The organism is Actibacterium pelagium, assembly GCF_002285415.1.
GTDB classification, from domain to species: domain Bacteria; phylum Pseudomonadota; class Alphaproteobacteria; order Rhodobacterales; family Rhodobacteraceae; genus Actibacterium_B; species Actibacterium_B pelagium.
This window is the reverse complement of sequence record NZ_NSBU01000005.1, coordinates 272,781-289,682: the sequence shown is the minus strand read 5'-3', so window position 1 is coordinate 289,682 and position 16,902 is coordinate 272,781. Positions and strand designations below refer to the sequence as shown.

The 16,902-nt window shown below is 59.8% G+C and carries 18 protein-coding genes; 6 read left to right on the top strand and 12 right to left on the bottom strand.

The window, feature by feature from the left end:
- Positions 1–101 precede the first annotated feature (101 nt).
- Entirely contained in the window at positions 102–1,046 is a 945-nt protein-coding gene (gene hemC / locus CLM58_RS06365; RefSeq protein WP_095595089.1) for a hydroxymethylbilane synthase, read from the bottom strand.
- Between the two features lie 103 nt (positions 1,047–1,149).
- Between hemC and hemE the strand changes: the two genes are divergently transcribed.
- Together hemE and CLM58_RS06355 are read left to right on the top strand one after the other, a co-directional pair.
- Entirely contained in the window at positions 1,150–2,178 is a 1,029-nt protein-coding gene (hemE, locus tag CLM58_RS06360; protein WP_095595088.1) for a uroporphyrinogen decarboxylase, read from the top strand.
- A 13-nt stretch (positions 2,179–2,191) separates the two neighbouring features.
- Positions 2,192–2,761: a CatB-related O-acetyltransferase gene (locus CLM58_RS06355; protein WP_095595087.1), complete on the top strand. Its 570-nt coding sequence runs from the start codon at positions 2,192–2,194 to the stop codon at positions 2,759–2,761.
- On the opposite strand, the gene CLM58_RS06350 is transcribed toward CLM58_RS06355, so the two are convergent.
- From CLM58_RS06350 to parA, 3 genes are all read right to left on the bottom strand, one after another.
- On the bottom strand, positions 2,755–3,072 hold the full coding sequence (locus tag CLM58_RS06350) for an antibiotic biosynthesis monooxygenase family protein (protein WP_095595086.1): 318 nt from the start codon (positions 3,070–3,072) through the stop codon (positions 2,755–2,757). The two genes, CLM58_RS06355 and CLM58_RS06350, sit on opposite strands and share 7 nt — an antisense overlap.
- 60 nt (positions 3,073–3,132) lie before the next feature.
- Positions 3,133–3,540 carry a universal stress protein gene (locus tag CLM58_RS06345; RefSeq protein WP_095595085.1) on the bottom strand — a complete coding sequence of 136 codons (408 nt, stop codon included), beginning with the start codon at positions 3,538–3,540 and terminating at the stop codon, positions 3,133–3,135.
- Between the two features lie 63 nt (positions 3,541–3,603).
- Positions 3,604–4,236, bottom strand: a complete 633-nt coding sequence (gene parA, locus CLM58_RS06340) for a ParA family partition ATPase (RefSeq protein WP_095595225.1) — start codon at positions 4,234–4,236, stop codon at positions 3,604–3,606.
- Between the two features lie 138 nt (positions 4,237–4,374).
- Between parA and CLM58_RS06335 the strand changes: the two genes are divergently transcribed.
- Positions 4,375–5,034, top strand: coding sequence for a hypothetical protein (locus CLM58_RS06335; protein WP_095595084.1), 660 nt, complete (start codon positions 4,375–4,377; stop codon positions 5,032–5,034).
- Positions 5,035–5,046: 12 nt separating this feature from the next.
- Here CLM58_RS06335 and CLM58_RS06330 read toward each other — a convergent pair whose 3' ends face one another.
- From CLM58_RS06330 to CLM58_RS06320, 3 genes are all read right to left on the bottom strand, one after another.
- The gene (locus CLM58_RS06330; protein WP_095595083.1) at positions 5,047–7,338 is read right to left on the bottom strand and encodes a glycosyl hydrolase family 28-related protein; all 2,292 of its coding nucleotides are present in this window, start codon (positions 7,336–7,338) and stop codon (positions 5,047–5,049) included.
- 143 nt (positions 7,339–7,481) lie between these two features.
- Positions 7,482–7,865 (bottom strand): DUF4864 domain-containing protein, encoded by a 384-nt coding sequence (locus CLM58_RS06325; RefSeq protein WP_095595082.1) that lies wholly within the window; start codon positions 7,863–7,865, stop codon positions 7,482–7,484.
- 66 nt (positions 7,866–7,931) lie between these two features.
- Complete coding sequence (locus tag CLM58_RS06320; protein ID WP_095595224.1) at positions 7,932–9,578, bottom strand: lysine--tRNA ligase; 1,647 nt, start codon at positions 9,576–9,578, stop codon at positions 7,932–7,934.
- 116 nt (positions 9,579–9,694) lie between these two features.
- Between CLM58_RS06320 and CLM58_RS06315 the strand changes: the two genes are divergently transcribed.
- Positions 9,695–10,117, top strand: coding sequence for a tellurite resistance TerB family protein (locus CLM58_RS06315; protein WP_095595081.1), 423 nt, complete (start codon positions 9,695–9,697; stop codon positions 10,115–10,117).
- Between the two features lie 10 nt (positions 10,118–10,127).
- Here CLM58_RS06315 and CLM58_RS06310 read toward each other — a convergent pair whose 3' ends face one another.
- The 4 genes from CLM58_RS06310 to CLM58_RS06295 form a co-directional block, all read right to left on the bottom strand.
- The gene (locus tag CLM58_RS06310; protein WP_143226533.1) at positions 10,128–10,739 is read right to left on the bottom strand and encodes a ferric reductase-like transmembrane domain-containing protein; all 612 of its coding nucleotides are present in this window, start codon (positions 10,737–10,739) and stop codon (positions 10,128–10,130) included.
- Between the two features lie 9 nt (positions 10,740–10,748).
- On the bottom strand, positions 10,749–11,228 hold the full coding sequence (locus tag CLM58_RS06305; protein WP_095595222.1) for a peptidase associated/transthyretin-like domain-containing protein: 480 nt from the start codon (positions 11,226–11,228) through the stop codon (positions 10,749–10,751).
- A 339-nt stretch (positions 11,229–11,567) separates the two neighbouring features.
- Positions 11,568–13,064 (bottom strand): D-alanyl-D-alanine carboxypeptidase/D-alanyl-D-alanine endopeptidase, encoded by a 1,497-nt coding sequence (gene dacB, locus CLM58_RS06300; RefSeq protein ID WP_095595080.1) that lies wholly within the window; start codon positions 13,062–13,064, stop codon positions 11,568–11,570.
- Positions 13,065–13,121: 57 nt separating this feature from the next.
- A complete protein-coding gene (locus CLM58_RS06295; RefSeq protein ID WP_095595079.1) occupies positions 13,122–13,730 on the bottom strand; it encodes a nicotinate-nucleotide adenylyltransferase in 609 nt (202 codons plus the stop codon).
- A gap of 76 nt (positions 13,731–13,806) precedes the next feature.
- Here CLM58_RS06295 and CLM58_RS06290 point away from each other — a divergent pair, with 76 nt between their 5' ends.
- Together CLM58_RS06290 and CLM58_RS06285 are read left to right on the top strand one after the other, a co-directional pair.
- The gene (locus CLM58_RS06290) at positions 13,807–14,682 is read left to right on the top strand and encodes a bifunctional helix-turn-helix transcriptional regulator/GNAT family N-acetyltransferase (RefSeq protein WP_095595078.1); all 876 of its coding nucleotides are present in this window, start codon (positions 13,807–13,809) and stop codon (positions 14,680–14,682) included.
- Positions 14,683–14,852: 170 nt separating this feature from the next.
- Positions 14,853–16,322 (top strand): serine/threonine protein kinase, encoded by a 1,470-nt coding sequence (locus CLM58_RS06285; protein WP_143226532.1) that lies wholly within the window; start codon positions 14,853–14,855, stop codon positions 16,320–16,322.
- Between the two features lie 61 nt (positions 16,323–16,383).
- On the opposite strand, the gene CLM58_RS06280 is transcribed toward CLM58_RS06285, so the two are convergent.
- Entirely contained in the window at positions 16,384–16,854 is a 471-nt protein-coding gene (locus CLM58_RS06280) for an MOSC domain-containing protein (protein WP_095595076.1), read from the bottom strand.
- Positions 16,855–16,902: the final 48 nt, after the last annotated feature.

The window sequence follows — 16,902 nt, the reverse complement described above, 5'->3', positions numbered from 1 at the left end:
AAAAACCTAGGAGATAACATCTTCCTTTGCCACGAAACTTTTCAGTGCCTCAGCACAGGCAGCCGCGACCGAGACTGCGGCCACCAAGGGCGGCAAAGGGGTCAGTCGACCTCGAAGAACCCGTCGCCCGCTTGTTCACGCAGTTCTTTTGCAAGTGCCGCGCCAAGCTCTTTGGCCTCGCTGATGGGGCCGGATGTGGACTTTGCCAGGCGCTCTGATCCATCCGGCCGCAGGATTTCCCCGCGCAGGGTAACCGTATCGCCGTCAAGCTCTGCCAAACCGCCGATGGGTGTCTCGCAAGAGCCATCAAGCCCGGCCAGAAACGCCCGTTCCGCATCCAGCCGCTGGCCGGTCTGGGTATGGTGGATCGCCCGCAGCAGCGTCGCGACGCGGTCATCCGCGATGCGATGCTCGATCCCGATGGCCCCTTGGGCCACAGCAGGCAGCATCTCTTCGACCTCGATCGCGGTGCGGGGCACGTCTTGGGCATTCAGGCGGTTCAAGCCGGCCATCGCAAGGAAAGTTGCCTCGGCCACACCGTCCTGCAGTTTCTTCAGGCGCGTCTGCACGTTGCCACGAAACTCTACCAGTTTCAGGTCGGGACGGACATTTGCCAGCTGAGCACGGCGGCGCAGGCTGGAAGAGCCCACGGTCGCGCCTTCCGGCAACTCTGAAATCGAGCTGTATTTGAAGGACACAAACGCATCGCGCACATCTTCGCGCGGCAGGAACGTATCCACGATCAGCCCTTCGGGTTGTTCGTTGGGCAGGTCTTTCGAAGAATGCACCGCAATGTCGATACGCTTGTCCAGCATCGCCTCTTCGATTTCCTTGGTGAACAGGCCCTTGTTCCCGATCTCTTTCAAGGCGCGGTCCAGCACCCTGTCGCCAGTCGTGGTGATGACCACGATCTCGAAGGCCTCTTCGGGAAGGCCATGCGCCTCCATCAGGCGGCGGCGAGTCTCATAGGCCTGCGCCAGCGCCAACGGAGAGCCACGTGTCCCAATTTTAAGGGGATCGGTCGGGGAAGGAAAAATATCTGCCATGCAAACGCTTCTAATCGCCGCGCCCGGCGCTGACAACATGGCAATGGGTTGACATGGGGACGCATCAAGGCGACCACCCTTAGGACCGAAAGAAGAGGCAGAGATGACCAAGAAGCTGTTGCGTTCGCTGGCCGGGGAAACCCAGGCCGTCCCCCCGATCTGGATGATGCGCCAGGCAGGGCGCTATTTACCCGAATACCGGGCGACGCGGGCGCAGGCAGGCGACTTCCTGTCGCTGTGCTACAACCCCGAACTGGCGGCCGAGGTGACCTTGCAGCCGATCCGCCGTTACGGGTTCGACGCGGCGATCCTGTTTGCCGATATCCTGCTGCTGCCGCAGGCGCTTGGGGCGGACCTGTGGTTTGTCACCGGCGAAGGCCCGCGCCTGTCAACCACGACGACCTCCGCGGAATTGGCAAAACTGAATCCCGTGGATGCGATTCACGAGACACTGAACCCGGTGTACGAAACAGTCCGCATCCTGTCGCGCGAACTGCCCGAAGAGACGACGCTGATTGGTTTCGCCGGTGCCCCGTGGACCGTCGCGACCTATATGATCGCGGGTCGTGGCACCAAGGACCAAGGTCCGGCGCATGCGCTGAAACAGGCCGACCGCGCGACCTTCGAAGGTATTTTGGACCTGCTGACCAAATCCACCATCGAATACCTGTCCAAACAGATCGAGGCCGGGGCCGAGGTTGTTAAGCTCTTCGATAGCTGGGCGGGATCACTGAAAGGCGAAGACTTCACGAAATACGCGCTGGAACCGGCCAAGAAAATCATCGCGGCCCTGAAGGTGCTTCACCCCGACATCCCCATCATCGCCTTCCCGCGCGAAGCCGGTGAAGGCTATGTCGGCTTCGCCAAGGCAACTGGCGCTGATTGTGTGGCCTTGGACAACTCCGTTTCTGCGGAATGGGCGGCGGAACATGTGCAGGTTGATGGCTGCGTTCAGGGCAACCTTGCATCCAGCCACATGGTCACGGGCGGTCAGGCATTGGTTGACGAGGTTCTGCGCATTCGCGAGGCCTTTAGCAAAGGCCCGCACATCTTCAACCTCGGCCATGGCATCACACCGGATGCTGACCCGGAAAACGTGGCCCTGATGATCGAAACGTTACGAAAAGGTTAAATGTGAGCCACCTATGAATAAACGGCAAAGACGTTTTTTAACCGTAGGTCGCAACACATATGGCGTGCGAAACATTCACCTGTTGGAATGGGGTGAAGGTGCAAGGGTGAGTATAGGTGCTTTTTGTTCAATTGCCTCCAACATTACCATCATGCTCGGTGGTAACCATCGAACTGACTGGATAACCACCTACCCATTTGGGCACATAAACCAGGAAACATTGGGGGGTGAAGGTATTGAAGGCCATCCAAGTTCCAATGGAGACGTCGTTATAGGCAACGATGTTTGGGTTGGTATGGGAACAACAATTATGTCAGGAGTGCGGATTGCGGACGGAGCGGTAGTAGCAGCTCACTCAGTTGTGACGAAAGATATTGGACCGTATGAAATTTGGGGCGGGAATCCAGCCAAATTGATCAGAAAAAGGTTTGCAGACGAAGTCATAAAAAGGTTGCTCGACCTACAATGGTGGGCCTTGCCAGACTCGGAAGTACGAGAAATTTCAAAAAGGCTTAGTCAAGCGCCTACAAACGAAGCACTTAACGAATTAGAACGATTGGTTAAGACCTTGAAGCTTCAGTAGACCTCGGCCACGTCGTACATCACGGGCTCGAAGCTTTTGCACAACTCGTTGATTGCGCGGTTACGCTTGCGCATCTCTTCGCTGCGCAGCATGGCCTGAAAATCTTCCCGTCGCTCCCACTGCGAATAGTTGGCGATCCGGGTCTGAGCATCATTCACATGCAGTCCGGCCCCAAGGAAACCGGGTTGCTTCGAGATGAATTGTCCATAGGCGTCTTGCAGGGCTTCAAGCAGGTCCTGACAGGTTCCGGGCGTGGTTTCGAATGTCGTGATAACTGTCTGGCAATTGGTGGATTTATCAATGCTTGGCATGGTGTCCTCCCTGCAATCAGTCTGGCAGGGGGAACACCTCTGGTCAAAAGATTTTGCGTCCTAGCGGATCACATGCACCGCACATCGTGCGTGGCGCACCACCCGCGCCGCGGTGGAGCCCAAGAAGAAATCTTGCAGCTCGGGCTTGTGCGACGCGATGACGATACAGTCGATGCCATGCTCGTTGGAATAGTCGACAATCACAGTACCCGGGTGGCCCGTCACAAGATGCGCATCCGCGTTCTTGACCCCACCCAGATCGGCTTTCAGCTGCGCAACCATGTCTTCGCGCTGTTGTTCGGCCATTCCTTCGGGAATGTAGGTCGCCACATAACCGGGAATGGGTTCAATCACAGTGATGGCGGTAATTTTTCCGCCGTCCGCCAGAAGACTTTGGGCGATTTCCATGGCCTCACCGGTCTGCGGGTTATGGTCCGGCGCGATCGGAACAAGGATATGTTTATACATGACGTTTCCTCCTTTTCTGCCTGTCAGAGTGGCAAAAACGGCGAAAGCGCACCTTGATTCAGATCAGTCGTTCAGAAACGCCAGAACCTCGGCAGCAAGCGCGTCGATTTCTTCGCGCGCCGGGGTTTTGCGGACCTCTTGCACGCCCTGCCCCTGTCCCAATGTCTCGGCATAGATCACGCGGTTGGCCAGCGCCGTGTCCATCACGTTCAGACTCATATCTGCCGCTGCCTCGGAAACCTCTGCGCTCAGCCGCGTACCCGGACGGGTCCGGTTCATCACAACGGCGACACCTGTCCCGGCGCGTTCAGCCAGCTCCAGAACACCCTCGGTCGCCCATAGGTCCACATGGCTAGAGGCCACAGGCACCAGAACCATATCACCCGCGCGCAATGCGTGGCGCAGATCGCTGTCGGCCTTCGGAGGCGTGTCGACCAAGACGATGTCAAACTCTCTTGCCAGTTTCGTGGTCTCATAGCTGACCCCCCAGGCCGAAGAAGTCGAGAACTCCATATCCGGGGTGTCCATTCCTTCGATCCGGGTCATGAACCAACGGCCAAGGCTGCCCTGCGGGTCGGTGTCCAGCAGCGCGACGCGCAATCCCTGCCGCACAAACGCGACCGCAAGGTTGGCGGTGACAGTCGTCTTGCCAGATCCACCCTTCTGCTGTGCCACGGTAATGATTTTGCCAGCCATCTCGACCCTCGTGATTTTTCTGCAACGCAGCATTACATGCTGCACCGCAAAATGCACGGATTCTTTTCGGCACTTGGGGCAAAGTTGGTTAATCGCGCATTAATACATGAGGCGCAAAGTGACGGGCAGAGGTCCGCCATGGTTCGACTGCCTGCCCTTTTGATCCTTCTGATCGCCGCCACCCCCGTTCAGGCCGGCGCCTGGCTGCGCGACAAGGGGGACACTCTGATCATCCTGCAGCACGAAGACTACAGCGTGGATCGCTATGATGATCGCTTTTCAAAGCTCTATCTTGAACACGGGCTATCCAAGAGCTTCACCTTGGTCGGAGAGGTCAGTCGCAGCCAGAATTTCGATAAAAATCGGGCGCTTCTGTCCCTGCGGACGCCGCTCTTCAAGACTTCAGGCGACGATAAATTCAGTCTGGAATTCGGTGTCGGAATAGCTCAGGACGGCAATCTGACCCAGCAATTAATGCGCAGCACCGTCGCTTGGGGCAAAGGGCTGCAGACGCGATTTGGCCATGGCTGGACCAACATAGAGGTATCAGTAGAACAGCAGGCCCTTCAGACGCGAGGCACAGCAGACCTGACCCTTGGGTTGGACCTGCGACCAGACACCAAGCTGATCCTTCAGCTTCAGAATGGTACGACCGAGGACAACACCTTCTACTCGCGTTTCACACCGTCGCTGACCTATGAAATCCGCCCCGACATCTATCTAGAACTTGGCCTACGCAAAGGGCTGTCAGGCGAAAACAGCCAGGGGCTCAAACTTGGCACCTGGCTGCAGTTTTAAGCGGCCCGCCGATCAGGTCGGGTTGTCCATCCGCGTGGTGACATAGACCGCCCCGCTGCACGGGCTGGACCAGTGCAATGTGACCTGATCCTGCGAGGCGCCCTCAGACGTGCTGACATAGGGCATCTCATAGAGGGTTTGCAGCGAACTGCTGAAAATCTCGCTTTCCGCCACAACCGATTGAACCCGGCGCGTTCGCCCACCAAAAGGCAAATACCCGCTGAAATCACAGGTCCAGACCTGTTGGAAAGAGCTTTGCGTAAACTCAAGGCTGACCGGGTTCATGCACCACTGGTCAATCCCGTTAAACGTGTTGCCCTCGACCACACAGTTTCGCATCCGCCCCAGATCAAGCGTCGCGTGAGTGGTATCAACAGCCTCAACACGGTCCACGTTGCCGTTCAACGCCTTGAACACGTTGCCCGACAGGTTCAGCCCCTGAATGTAATGGCCCGACCCATGTGGCTTGATCACGAACCAGCGGAACCACGCGGCCACATCATTGGCCGTGAACGTATTGCCCGTGACGGTCAGCCCGCCAAAACTGGCCTCGTTATTGTGGTCGGGATCATCGTCATGCTCGTTCGTCCACTCGACAAAGCAATTGTCGATGTAGTTCGACACGACCAGCGTCTTGACGTTGCTTTGGGTCAGCACCAGCCCCGCTTTGCGTGACCCGTTCGTGGTGTCGTCACCCTGAAAGAAGTGGTTGCCCGAGATGATTCCGCCAGAGCCACCAATCACGGCCCAAGTCCCCATCCGCGCGGCCCGGTTGTCACGCAGCTTCACGTCGTTGGCGTTGGTGTTCAGCCCGATAGAGGTCCGATCCTGCGCGTCCACCGACTGTTCGTTCGAGATGAACTGGCAGCGGTCCACCAAAAGACCCTGACAGCCCGAACCGATAGAGGTGATCCCGCGGTCCTTGGGCTTGGTGAAAAAGCAATCGCGGAAATGCAGGATCAGGCCCGCGGGCGGCAGCATGACAGCGCTTGCCCTGCCCTCGCATCGGAAGTCGACATCATCGAACACAAGACGGCTGATCGAAGCGAACCCACTGAAATCCAGAAGGTATTTGAAGCGCGTAAAGGTGTATGGCTGCGTCCCCACCGCATCGAACAGCGGCTTGCTAAGCGTCAACGTCTGCGCACCCACGTTCTTGTCCAGCACATAGACCTCGCGCCCGACGCCCAACCCTTCGACCAAAGAGCCGACCTCGATATTGGCGACATTCGCCACACCAGATAGCTGCAGTGGGTTGGACGTCGCATAAGTCCCGTCAGAGCTGGCTGTAACCAGATCCCAGTTGCTGTTGGCATTGGCCGCGATCTCGCCGTTTCGGATGACCTTACGGATTGCATGGGTGGTCTTGTTGGCCACGGCCGCCTGTACGTCCAGCGGGCCGTCCAGTTCGATCCGGCGACCGCACATGTCCAGCCCCGCGTGGTCCGAGAAATTGAACAGCACCGCAAGCGCACGCTTGAACGCCTCGGCCTCATCGCCGAATGCGTCGATGTAGCTGGGCAGGTCATAGTTCCGCGTCATGGTCAGGCGCTTGTCGACAGGCATGGTCACCGTCCCCTCGAACCGCACCCGGCTTTCAAAGGTCACGTGGTCGGCCAGATAATAGGTGCCGTCCGAAACCAGAATCTCTTCGCCCGTCGACGCCGCATCCGCCGCCTCGAAGGCCGCCGTGTCATCGGTGACCCCGTCCCCGATGGCGCCATAGTCACGCACGTCGATCCAGTCCATCATCGTGCGGTGGAAGTCCTCGGTCGCGTCTTCGACCTCGATGTCGTCGATGCGGATCGTGCCGCCATCGGGACCGGTCAGGTCCAGACCGACATGGGCAAAGGACGGGCCGGTGCCCCAGACCATGTCATTGCCCGTGCGGTTGCCCGAGCCAACAATCGCCTCGATCGTCACGACCTCGCCGTAAGAGGTCAGCGTGACCGGCGTCGCGGATTCGGTCAGACCGGTAATCGCAGCGCCCAGTCCATCGATCGGAGTGGCAGCTATCCGCACAGCAGGAAGGTTGCCGCTGACCGCTTTCACCTTGGCCCGGATCCGCAGATAGCAGCCCGGTTGCACCGGCACCTGCCCCATCCAGCGCAGGTATTGGGTGGTCTGGGTTTTCAAAAGCTCCAGGCAGCCGCCAAAATCCTGATCCGCCGCGACAATCGCCGCGTTGCCCGCCCCGGCATAAGTCGCCGTGCCGGATGTGCCGTTGCCGCTGGACCAAACACCCAGACCATCCACAAATGCGGGCGGCATCAAAGCCAGCCCCTCGGTGATCGCCTTGTTCATCGCAATACCTCTTTCCCCACAGCACAAAGGGCGCGCCTGACAGGCGTGACCAGATGCTCGGTTGTCGTTCCTTGGTGAAAATCGCCCGGGGCTTACGCGCCGGGATCAGGGGAAAAGGTTACGCCAAAGCGTTACCCGCGCCTTTACGCACCGGACGCAGGCACGATCTGAACGCCGTTGATCCGCCACCCGTCGGCGCCCTGAACCATGTCATATTCCAGCAGATGCAACCGCCCTTGCTGGTCCGTGATCAGCAGCCGGGGTCGATTGGTAAGCGGCGTATCCAGATAACGTACCGCTTTGGGTCGCCAGACCATCGGGTATCCGTTGACGACCATGTTCCCGAACTGTTCGGAGCTCAGGAAAATAGATTGGATGGTCGGGGACGCAAAGGTAAAGGCAAGGTCGAAATCGTCGTCCTGAAAGGCGTCGATCTGCGCGGCGATGACCTTTTGCGGTTCCGTCGATTGTGCCACGGCAAAGGGCGCCGCAAACAGCAAAACAAACGTGAACAGAATAGACCGCATGATGAACCCTCCCGGCTGACCTTCAAAAGAGGTAGCCCGCCAGAAGGGTTCGTCAAAATCAGGGGATCAGGCAGCCAGTTCGCCCGCCAGACCTTTTTCGATCAGTGCGACGGTTTCCTCGACGCCATAAAGCGCGGCAAAGCCACCGAACCGCGGTCCTTGGCTTGCGCCCAAAAGAACCTCGTACAGGGCTTTGAACCAGTCGCGCAGGTTCTCGAACCCGTGGTTCTTGCCGATCGCAAAGACCACCGACTGCAGGAAATCGTCGCTCGAGAAATCAGCCTCGGGCAGCGGATCGTCGTTGCCCATCATCTTGTTTTTCTTGGCAATTTCTTCCAAGGCCCGATCTGCACTTTTGAACGCAGCGACCAGATCCTCCAGCGCGGCGCGCTCCTGATCGGTCGGCAGACGGAACTGACGCGTCGGCGCAACGAAATCCTTGAAGTAGCGCACGGCAAAGCCCGCGGCGGCATCCAGCGTCGGGTGCGTCTCGGGCGAGGCCTCGGGCGCGTAGCGCTTGATGAAGCCCCACAGCCCGTCCTTGTCCTCGGCCGAAGCGACCGACGCAAGGTTCAGCAGCATCGCGAACGGAACGACCATATCGGATTCCGGCACGTCACCGCCATGGATGTGGAAAACCGGGTTGTTCAACTGGCCCTTCTCATCCTGTCCCGGATAAGCGCGCAGCTGTTGATGGTATTCGTCCACCGCCTTCGGGATCACGTCGAAATACAGACGCTTCGCAGTCTTCGGCTTCTGGTACATGAAGTACTGCAGGCTTTCAGGCGCGGCATAGGTCAGCCACTCTTCCATCGACAGGCCGTTGCCTTTGGATTTCGAAATCTTCTGGCCCTGCTCGTCATTGAACAGCTCGTACGACAGCGATTCCGGCGGGCGCTGCCCCAGCGCACGACAGATTTTCGTCGATTGCGTGACCGAGTCGATCAGGTCCTTGCCCGACATCTCATAGTCCACGCCCAGCGCGGCCCAGCGCATCGCCCAGTCAGGCTTCCACTGCATCTTCACATGGCCGCCGGTGACGGGAATTTCGATCTTCTCTCCATCGGGCTCTTGATACACGATCGTGCCCTTTGCCACGTTCCGCTCTAGCGTCGGCACCTGCAGCACGTGGCCTGTCTTCGGGCTGATCGGCAGGAAGCAGGAATAGGTCGCGCGGCGCTCTTCGCCCAGCGTCGGCAGCATGATCTCTTGGATCTTGTCAAAGCGTTCCAGCGCAATCAGCAGCGTCTCGTCGAACTTGCCCGAGGTGTAATAATCGGTGGCCGAGGCGAACTCGTACTCGAACCCGAAACTGTCCAGAAAAGCACATAGGCGCGCGTTATTGTGCTGGGCAAATCCCTCATGCGTACCAAACGGGTCACGCACCTTGGTCAGCGGCAGGTTCAGGTCTTCGGCCAGCAGTTCCTGGTTCGGCAGGTTGGACGGCACCTTGCGCAACCCGTCCATATCATCCGAGAAACAGATCAGCTTGGTCGGGATATCCGAGATCATTTCGAACGCGCGACGCACCATCGTGGTCCGCGCAACCTCGCCAAAGGTTCCGATATGCGGCAAACCCGACGGACCATAGCCGGTCTGGAACAGCACATAGCCCTTCTCGGGCGCACCCTTAGCATAGCGTTTGAGAACCCGGCGCGCCTCTTCAAAGGGCCAGGCTTTCGACGACAGTGCAACTTCGCGCAGATCAGACATTTTTTCGGCTTTCATAACGATTGGGGTCCTATACCCCGACAAGGCTCGGTTCCTATTGCTCCCCCGCGCCCACGTCAATAATCTGACCACAACGATCAGCCCGCAAAGGACCAAGAATGCCCGATACTCCCCTGTCTTTGACCCCGCAGGACGCCCTTGTGGCCATCATGATGGCGGTTTCGGTCTCGGACCTGAACATCCGCACCTCGGAACTGGTGACGATTCAGCGCATCGTGAATCACCTGCCGGTCTTTGCAGATTACGACGCAGACCGCCTTAGCACCGTGTCACAGACCGTGTTCGACCTGATGGAAGAGGAAGACGGGCTGGACGCGCTATTCGGTCTGGTCAAAGACCCGCTGCCCGAAAAACTGTACGAGACCGCCTATGCAATGGCCTGCGACGTGGCCGCGGCCGACGGCAAGCTGGGTGAGGAAGAGCTAGAGATGCTGGCCGAGATCCGCTATCAGCTCAACATCGACCGCCTGCATGGCGCTGCCATCGAACGAGGCGCACGCGCCCGGCACATGACGCTGTAACCAAAGGCACTTAGCGGCGCGTCCTCTTGGGCATAAACGGTGCCCATGCCCGCCGCTTGGCGATGGTCAGACCGGTCACAATCAACACGATGGCGCTGACAGCGGCTTTCGAGACGATCTCCATCGTTCCTTCGATCAGCATGGCGTGCACGACGCTGCCGATAACGACGATCACGACCAAGGCGGAATGCGCGATCCGCCAGATCGGCAGCCGCATCCGCGCGCGGTAGATCGCAAGACCCGCAGCACCAAATATCGCCCACATGGCAATGACACCCCAAGGCGAAAACGGCGTGGGCGAGGTAAAGGTCAGGGCATCGATCATATCGGGCGGGCTGGTGATCCACAGCCCGACGACATGCACCACAATCAACCCGACCAATAGCCCACCAACCCAACGGTGGGCCCGGCGCCCCTTTAAGCCCGACAGACCCGGCAAGACGCCCGTCACCAACAGGGGTTGCGCCAACAGGACTGCCATACCCAACACGCCTGCAAACCCAGCCGCGACATAGATCGGCTGTCGCCATGCCAACAGCGGGCTGGTCGCGGCAAGGACCAGTGGCACACCAATGACGGCCAGAAACCCGGCCCAGATCAAGGCGTGGTGCAGGCGGTTCATCTTCGAAAATTACGCGGGCTCAAGCACGAAATGCGCGCTTAGGCTGGTGTCACGAGAACTATCCATCAGCGGGCGCAGGAACACGGTTTTGAAATAGCCACTGTCATAGGCCAGATGTCCGTGCGCCTGCCCGAAGGCCGGCACGATCTGGGGCATTTCCAGCCGGAACTCTCCCTTGGCATTGGTCAGGGTCGCGCCATGACTGCGCGCGTCCCGCTCGTGCCCTTCGGTCGTGTGCGCCCAAATCTGGATGCGCTGCCCTTCCAGGGGCGCCCCGTCGCCAGCCCGGCGCACGGTCCCGCTCATCCAGAAACCGCCGCCACCGATACGGTCTACGATCGGTGCTCCGGGGCGGTAGTTGTTCGATCCCCCGCGCATCGACCGCGTCGGCGCAACCCCGGCAGCGCGGGCAGGCACAGTCCAACTGGTCGCCAATGCGGCGCTTCCCGAGGCGATCAGCCCTCGGCGTGTCATCAAAAGCTTGGACATTTGGTGATCTCCGGTCTGACAAAGGCGGTTACCCAGCAATTTAGCACCAAATCCCGAAATTCCGAGGAACAGCAGCACCGGACCGTCGGAAATCCGCTCAAAGCTTTGTGAGCTTTCGCCAAACGCAAGCCGGATCTTGGGCTTCCTAAAACACAACGACACCAACCAGCGTGCTGCCCGTGGCATCCATAACGATAGACTGAGAGAGTTTGGGGTCTTCCAAAGAAAGGAAGTTTTATTGCGCCTAATTGGGCGCGGTAGTGCTAAAAAGAAGTTGGTCTTCCTATGCGTTTGAATATGAGGGATCACTCGCAAAAGTTTTAGGGGAAAAACCAGCGATCAGGCCCCGTAGAGCGTGCTCCACCGATCCAACAGCTGTGCCTGCAAGCGACGCGACCGTTTGGACCACGACTTCCCGCCCGAGGGGCGCTCGCGCTCTTCCACGCTCAGCGCGGCCCGGCGCGGCTCGTCCGCGGTCAGGATCGCAAAGGCCATGTGCCGCCCCTGCCCATTGCGCAGATAACCAGACAAGGCCGAGACAAAGTTCAGCGTGCCGGTCTTGGCACGGATATCCACGGGGCCATCCTTGATGGGCGCACCGCGCTCGTTCTGAAGGTAGGCAGGTTTCATCAACCCGCGCAGCTGCCCATCCGGCCCCGCGCGTACCAGCGCCTTTACCAGCTCTGTCGGGGCAACCTTTGCCCCCGATCCAAGCCCCGAGTGATCCACGAATTTCGACGTCTCGGCACCGCAGAACCTATGCAACCAGCTGTTCATCGTCCGCGCCGAGGCCTCAAGCGACCCCGGGTTGCTCCCGGCCTGACGGGTGGCCATCAACCCCATCACCTCGGCGGTCAGGTTGGTCGAATACTTCAGCATCGCACGCAACATCTCGGGCATCGGCGGGCTAAGGTGCTCGGCAATCACCTGACCATGTACATGGGTCGCCTTCGGCCCCCGCCGCAACACGATCCCATGCGAACGGGCAAGGGTCTCGAACACCTCTGCGGCGTAGAGACCGGGTTGGCGCACGGGCAGCCATCGGCCGCCTTCCTTGCCCAGCGCTCCGCGGGCAACCGACCAGTCCTCTGTCTTGCCGTTCCGGTCATAGGTGTAAACCGGCGCGCCACGATCCGCGATCCGCATTCGGGTCAGGTTCACATCCGGGCGGTGTTTCAACGCCCGCGCCTGCATCGTGATCGCATAGCCCTGCGCGGCCCGCTTCCATTCGAAATGAACACGGTTGAAATTCAGGTTCAGCCCCGACACCGCAGGGTTATAGCCCACATGTTCAGGCTGGTCGGGCTCGATCGCCTCAAGCGTCGGCAAGGCGCCGTCATACACCCGAAGCTTGCCCGTAACCTCATGCACGCCCGCAGCCTTCAGCTGTGCTGCCAACCCCATCAGATGGTCGGTATCCAGCGTGGGGTCGCCGCCGCCAGCAAGGATCAGGTCGCCCTCCAGCTTTCCGCCCGCAATCGGCCCCGTGGCCAACAGCCGAGTCCGAAAGCGATAACCCATCCCCATCCGATCCAGCGCATAAAGCGCGGTGATCGCCTTGGTCACGCTGGCCGGTGGCAGCGCCATGTCGCCATTGCGCGCCTCAAGGATCGTCCCGCTGCGGGCGTCGGCCACGACATAGGCGACCTCTCCCCCCAGTTTCGCCTTGGCGATCAGGGACTCCGCGCCAGGGGCCTGCCGGCGAACCAAACCCGCGGGACGCGCGGTTGGGCGCACAGACACCTCTGGCGCTGCTGCAAAGGCGCTGCCTGCGGCCCCTGCGCCAAGGCCCGCCAGAACGGACCGTCGTGTCCAGATGAAGCTATCTCGCGTCATGGGGCGGAGTGAAACAAATCGGCCAAGCCGGGGCAAGCGTCAAAAGCCTTGCACGCCCTATTGTGAACGGCTCCAGCCGCCCTGCGCCCGGATCGCAGTGGATGACGCATCATTCATCGGCACATTCACGAAGCACCAAGCCGGTGCTTTGGCGCGCGACAACCGGTGCGACACGCGTCCCTTGATCCGATAACGCGCATAGACATCCGCAGGTTTCGACATCCGCGCCGTCAACCGCTGTCCGGGCCGGGCGATCACACCCACCGCGACGTTCTCCATGATCCAGCGCCAGTTATCCCATTGGTCCAGCTGCGCCAGATTGTCGGCCCCCATCAACCAGATGAAATTGACTTGCGGATACAGCTCCTGCAACCGCTGCAAGGTCGCCGCGGTGTAACGCGTGCCGATCTTCGCCTCGATATCGGTCACTTTTATCCGTGGGTGCTGCATCACCTCACGCGCATGGGCCATCCGCTGCTCTAGCGGGGCGGGGCCATGCGTTTTCAACGGGTTACCGGGGCTTACCAGCCACCACAGCTGATCCAACCCAAAGCGTTTCATCGCCTCAAGACTGATGTGCACATGCCCATGATGAGCCGGGTCAAACGACCCGCCCAACAGGCCAACGGTCTGGCCGGGGGTGGCAAATGGAAGCTCATAGCGCATCCGCCAATGCATCTTACGCCCGGCAGCCAGTGTCAATCGTCTTGACCCGGTCAAATAGTTGACTTACGTCAACCATATGAGCTTAGACCCAATTGCCCGCATTCGCCGCTTCAACCGCGCTGTCACATCCGAGGCTGGCGCGCTGGACCTGTCCTTTCTTGGCCGGGGCCGCCCCTTGGGCGTCGCCCGCGTCCTGCATGGTGTGGGCCACTTTGGTCAGGATGTCTCGACCATCCGTGAGGCGCTGAACCTTGATAAGGCGGTCATGTCCCGCATCCTCAAACAGCTCGAGGAAGAAGGCCTGCTGACCCTCGCCCCCGATCCCAACGATGGCCGCAAACGGCTGGTCCACCTGACCGAGGCGGGCGAGGCCGAACGCGCCGCCTATGACAGCCTGTCCAACGATCACGCCGCCAAAACCCTGTCGCGCCACGCCAACCCAACCGCGCTTTTGGACGCGATGGACCTTGTCGCCTGCGCCCTTGGTCGCGACCGGATCGAAATCGCCCCCGGTGATCCCCTCAGCGACACGGCCGCCTATTGCCATGACCAGTATTTCGCCGAACTGAAATCCCGCTTCACCAAAGCCTTTGAAATCGGCGCAGGCCCGGCCGCCGACGCGGATCGCGTCTCGCCCCCGCATGGCGCCTTCCTTGTCGCCAGTTTCGATGGGCTGCCCATCGGGTGCGTCTCTGTCCGCAGCAATGACGGCTTCGGCGAAATCAAACGCCTCTGGGTGTCTCCATCCGCTCGCGGTCTGGGCCTTGCCCGCCGCCTTATGGACGCCGCCGAGGATGAAGCCCGCGCTCTTGGCTACACCCTGCTGCGCCTCGACACGAACTCTGTCCTGCCCGAGGCCATCGCGCTTTACCGCAAAACCGGCTGGACCGAGATCGACCGCTACAACGACGATCCAAACCCCGATCACTTCTTTGAAAAGCAGTTAAACTAGCTGCTCCGGCGCCTCAAAACCGCCTGAATTCAGCTCGCCCCCCTTAAAGATAGAGCGCCCCCAAATCCTGCTAAATTACTGAAGGACTAAGGTTTTCCCTACCTCCAACTCAAATTCGACACAATTTCTAGGTGAAATTAACGTGGGATGATGGAACTTGAGGTTCAAGTTTGGAGTTAAGAGCAAAAACCGAAGCCGAGGAGTGGCCTGAGAACTTTGAACAGGCCCTACCAATTGGCACAGAGATGCTGGAAGGCCAGTTTACGATCACCGAGCACCTTGGTGCCGGCGGCTTCGGGATAACATATCGCGCCACGGACAATGCGCTGGGCCGCGATATCGTCATCAAGGAATGCTTCTTCGAAGATTACTGCTATCGCGAAGACAATCAGGTGCTCCCCCTGCGCGCGACGTTTGAAAAGTCGATCCGCGCAATCGTCAAAATGTTCATGCGAGAGGCCCAAAGCCTCGCCAAGCTGCGCCACCCGAACATCGTCGGCGTGCACCGCGTCTTTGAAGAAAACGGAACCGCCTACATGGTTCTGGACCTGATCGAAGGCAGCGATTTCTACGAGCTGACGGAAAATCCCCCACCGACGAATGAGATCAAGCGAATCCTGCTTCAGCTGCTGGACGCCATTGATCAGGTGCACAAGCACGGGCTGCTTCATCGCGACATCGCGCCGGACAACATCTTACTTGATTCCAAAGGTGCGCCGGTGCTGATCGACTTTGGTGCCGCCAAAGGGGACGCCAACCATCACACGCGCAAGGCCACCTCTGTCATGGTGGTCAAGGACGGCTACTCGCCTTACGAATTCTACGAAGCCGGCCGCGATCAAAACCAAAGCAGTGACCTCTATGCCCTTGGCGCCACGTTCTACCACCTTCTGACAGGCAAAGCGCCGGCCAACAGCCAGCTGCGCCTGCTTGAACTGGCCGGGGACCAGCCGGACCCCTCGCCGCCGCTTGCGGGCCGTATCTCGGGCTATGACCAAGCCTTCCTTGAAGCCATCGACAAGGCGATGCAGGTCCACCCCAAAGACCGCATGCAATCCGCAAGCCAATGGCGTGACATGATCGCAGGCAGCGTGACCGAGCTTCAGCGCCCTACCTCGGCGCCACGCAAACCCCTTCCCGAACTGGGTGCAGATTTCGAAAGAGAGCTTACGCGCATTGTCGAACGCACCAACGAAGAAGTTCGCAAAAGCAAGAAACTTCGCAAGCAGAAGAAACCTGTCGACAAGGCACCCGAGCCGCGCAAACAGCCCGAATGGGTCGAGGAATTCAATCAGGAAACCTACGCCCGTCGCGCCGAGCAGAAAAAGCGCCGGTCTGCACCCCAACCACAGGAAGAGGCCGCAACACCGCAAGCAGGCGGCGCAGACATCGGGATGGGAATCGGCCCAGCCAACCAGGAAGTGAACTGGATTGAGCGCGCGCAGGAAAAACGGGAAAGAGAACTGCTGGGGCGCGAGCAAAACATCGAAGAAAGCCTTCACCAGCCTCAGAACCCGGAAGACCCGACCTTTGACGCGGTCCCGACCCCGGCCGCGGCGTCTCGCGCAAACTGGACCCTACGCGCCTACGCGGGCCTCGTTATCACGGTTGGCGCGATGTTCTATTTCACGGGCTTCTAGACCTTTCGCAGCCTCGCCATCCGGGTTTTACACCTGATCGCAGCAGGCCGCACGTCACAGGTTAGCCAATCGGCACCACCTCTTCGCCAACTGCGACCCGCCCCGGCGTTACGACGCTGGCGCACCAACCCCCATGACCACGAACGGCGGAATAGCCGCCCTTGCCAAACGCCTCTTCCATCCGTGAACAAGGGGCGCAGATCACCGCAAGCTCCAGCTCGGCCTCACCGACCCGGAACACCCTGCGTTTCAGCCCAACAAGGTTGATCCCCTCGACCACGATATTCCGGCGCAAAATTTTGGGGTCCACAGCGCCCTGCCCCAGATAACTGCCGATCGCGCCCAGATGCTCTGCCTGCACCAGCGTCACGGCCCGTTTGCCCGGCCGCCCGTGGTCGCCCTGCAACCCATCCTCGCCCACGAACACCTCTGACACCGGCGCAACATCTGCCCGCCGCTCTGGCCGCAACCCGATCCAAGTCACCCGCCCGGGCTTGGCATAACCTTTAGTTAACCCCTGCAAAGCACTCATCCCCGATTGCCCCTTGTTCCCTGCTCCGCTATTCAGTCCCGCAAACAT

What these genes read in the sequence shown, in the direction of transcription:
- hemC (WP_095595089.1), bottom strand. Translation starts at nt 1,046, where the DNA reads ATGGCAGATATTTTTCCTTCCCCGACCGATCCCCTTAAAATTGGGACA.
- hemE (WP_095595088.1), top strand. Translation starts at nt 1,150, where the DNA reads ATGACCAAGAAGCTGTTGCGTTCGCTGGCCGGGGAAACCCAGGCCGTC.
- CLM58_RS06355 (WP_095595087.1), top strand. Translation starts at nt 2,192, where the DNA reads ATGAATAAACGGCAAAGACGTTTTTTAACCGTAGGTCGCAACACATAT.
- CLM58_RS06350 (WP_095595086.1), bottom strand. Translation starts at nt 3,072, where the DNA reads ATGCCAAGCATTGATAAATCCACCAATTGCCAGACAGTTATCACGACA.
- CLM58_RS06345 (WP_095595085.1), bottom strand. Translation starts at nt 3,540, where the DNA reads ATGTATAAACATATCCTTGTTCCGATCGCGCCGGACCATAACCCGCAG.
- parA (WP_095595225.1), bottom strand. Translation starts at nt 4,236, where the DNA reads ATGGCTGGCAAAATCATTACCGTGGCACAGCAGAAGGGTGGATCTGGC.
- CLM58_RS06335 (WP_095595084.1), top strand. Translation starts at nt 4,375, where the DNA reads ATGGTTCGACTGCCTGCCCTTTTGATCCTTCTGATCGCCGCCACCCCC.
- CLM58_RS06330 (WP_095595083.1), bottom strand. Translation starts at nt 7,338, where the DNA reads ATGAACAAGGCGATCACCGAGGGGCTGGCTTTGATGCCGCCCGCATTT.
- CLM58_RS06325 (WP_095595082.1), bottom strand. Translation starts at nt 7,865, where the DNA reads ATGCGGTCTATTCTGTTCACGTTTGTTTTGCTGTTTGCGGCGCCCTTT.
- CLM58_RS06320 (WP_095595224.1), bottom strand. Translation starts at nt 9,578, where the DNA reads ATGTCTGATCTGCGCGAAGTTGCACTGTCGTCGAAAGCCTGGCCCTTT.
- CLM58_RS06315 (WP_095595081.1), top strand. Translation starts at nt 9,695, where the DNA reads ATGCCCGATACTCCCCTGTCTTTGACCCCGCAGGACGCCCTTGTGGCC.
- CLM58_RS06310 (WP_143226533.1), bottom strand. Translation starts at nt 10,739, where the DNA reads ATGAACCGCCTGCACCACGCCTTGATCTGGGCCGGGTTTCTGGCCGTC.
- CLM58_RS06305 (WP_095595222.1), bottom strand. Translation starts at nt 11,228, where the DNA reads ATGTCCAAGCTTTTGATGACACGCCGAGGGCTGATCGCCTCGGGAAGC.
- dacB (WP_095595080.1), bottom strand. Translation starts at nt 13,064, where the DNA reads ATGACGCGAGATAGCTTCATCTGGACACGACGGTCCGTTCTGGCGGGC.
- CLM58_RS06295 (WP_095595079.1), bottom strand. Translation starts at nt 13,730, where the DNA reads ATGCGCTATGAGCTTCCATTTGCCACCCCCGGCCAGACCGTTGGCCTG.
- CLM58_RS06290 (WP_095595078.1), top strand. Translation starts at nt 13,807, where the DNA reads ATGAGCTTAGACCCAATTGCCCGCATTCGCCGCTTCAACCGCGCTGTC.
- CLM58_RS06280 (WP_095595076.1), bottom strand. Translation starts at nt 16,854, where the DNA reads ATGAGTGCTTTGCAGGGGTTAACTAAAGGTTATGCCAAGCCCGGGCGG.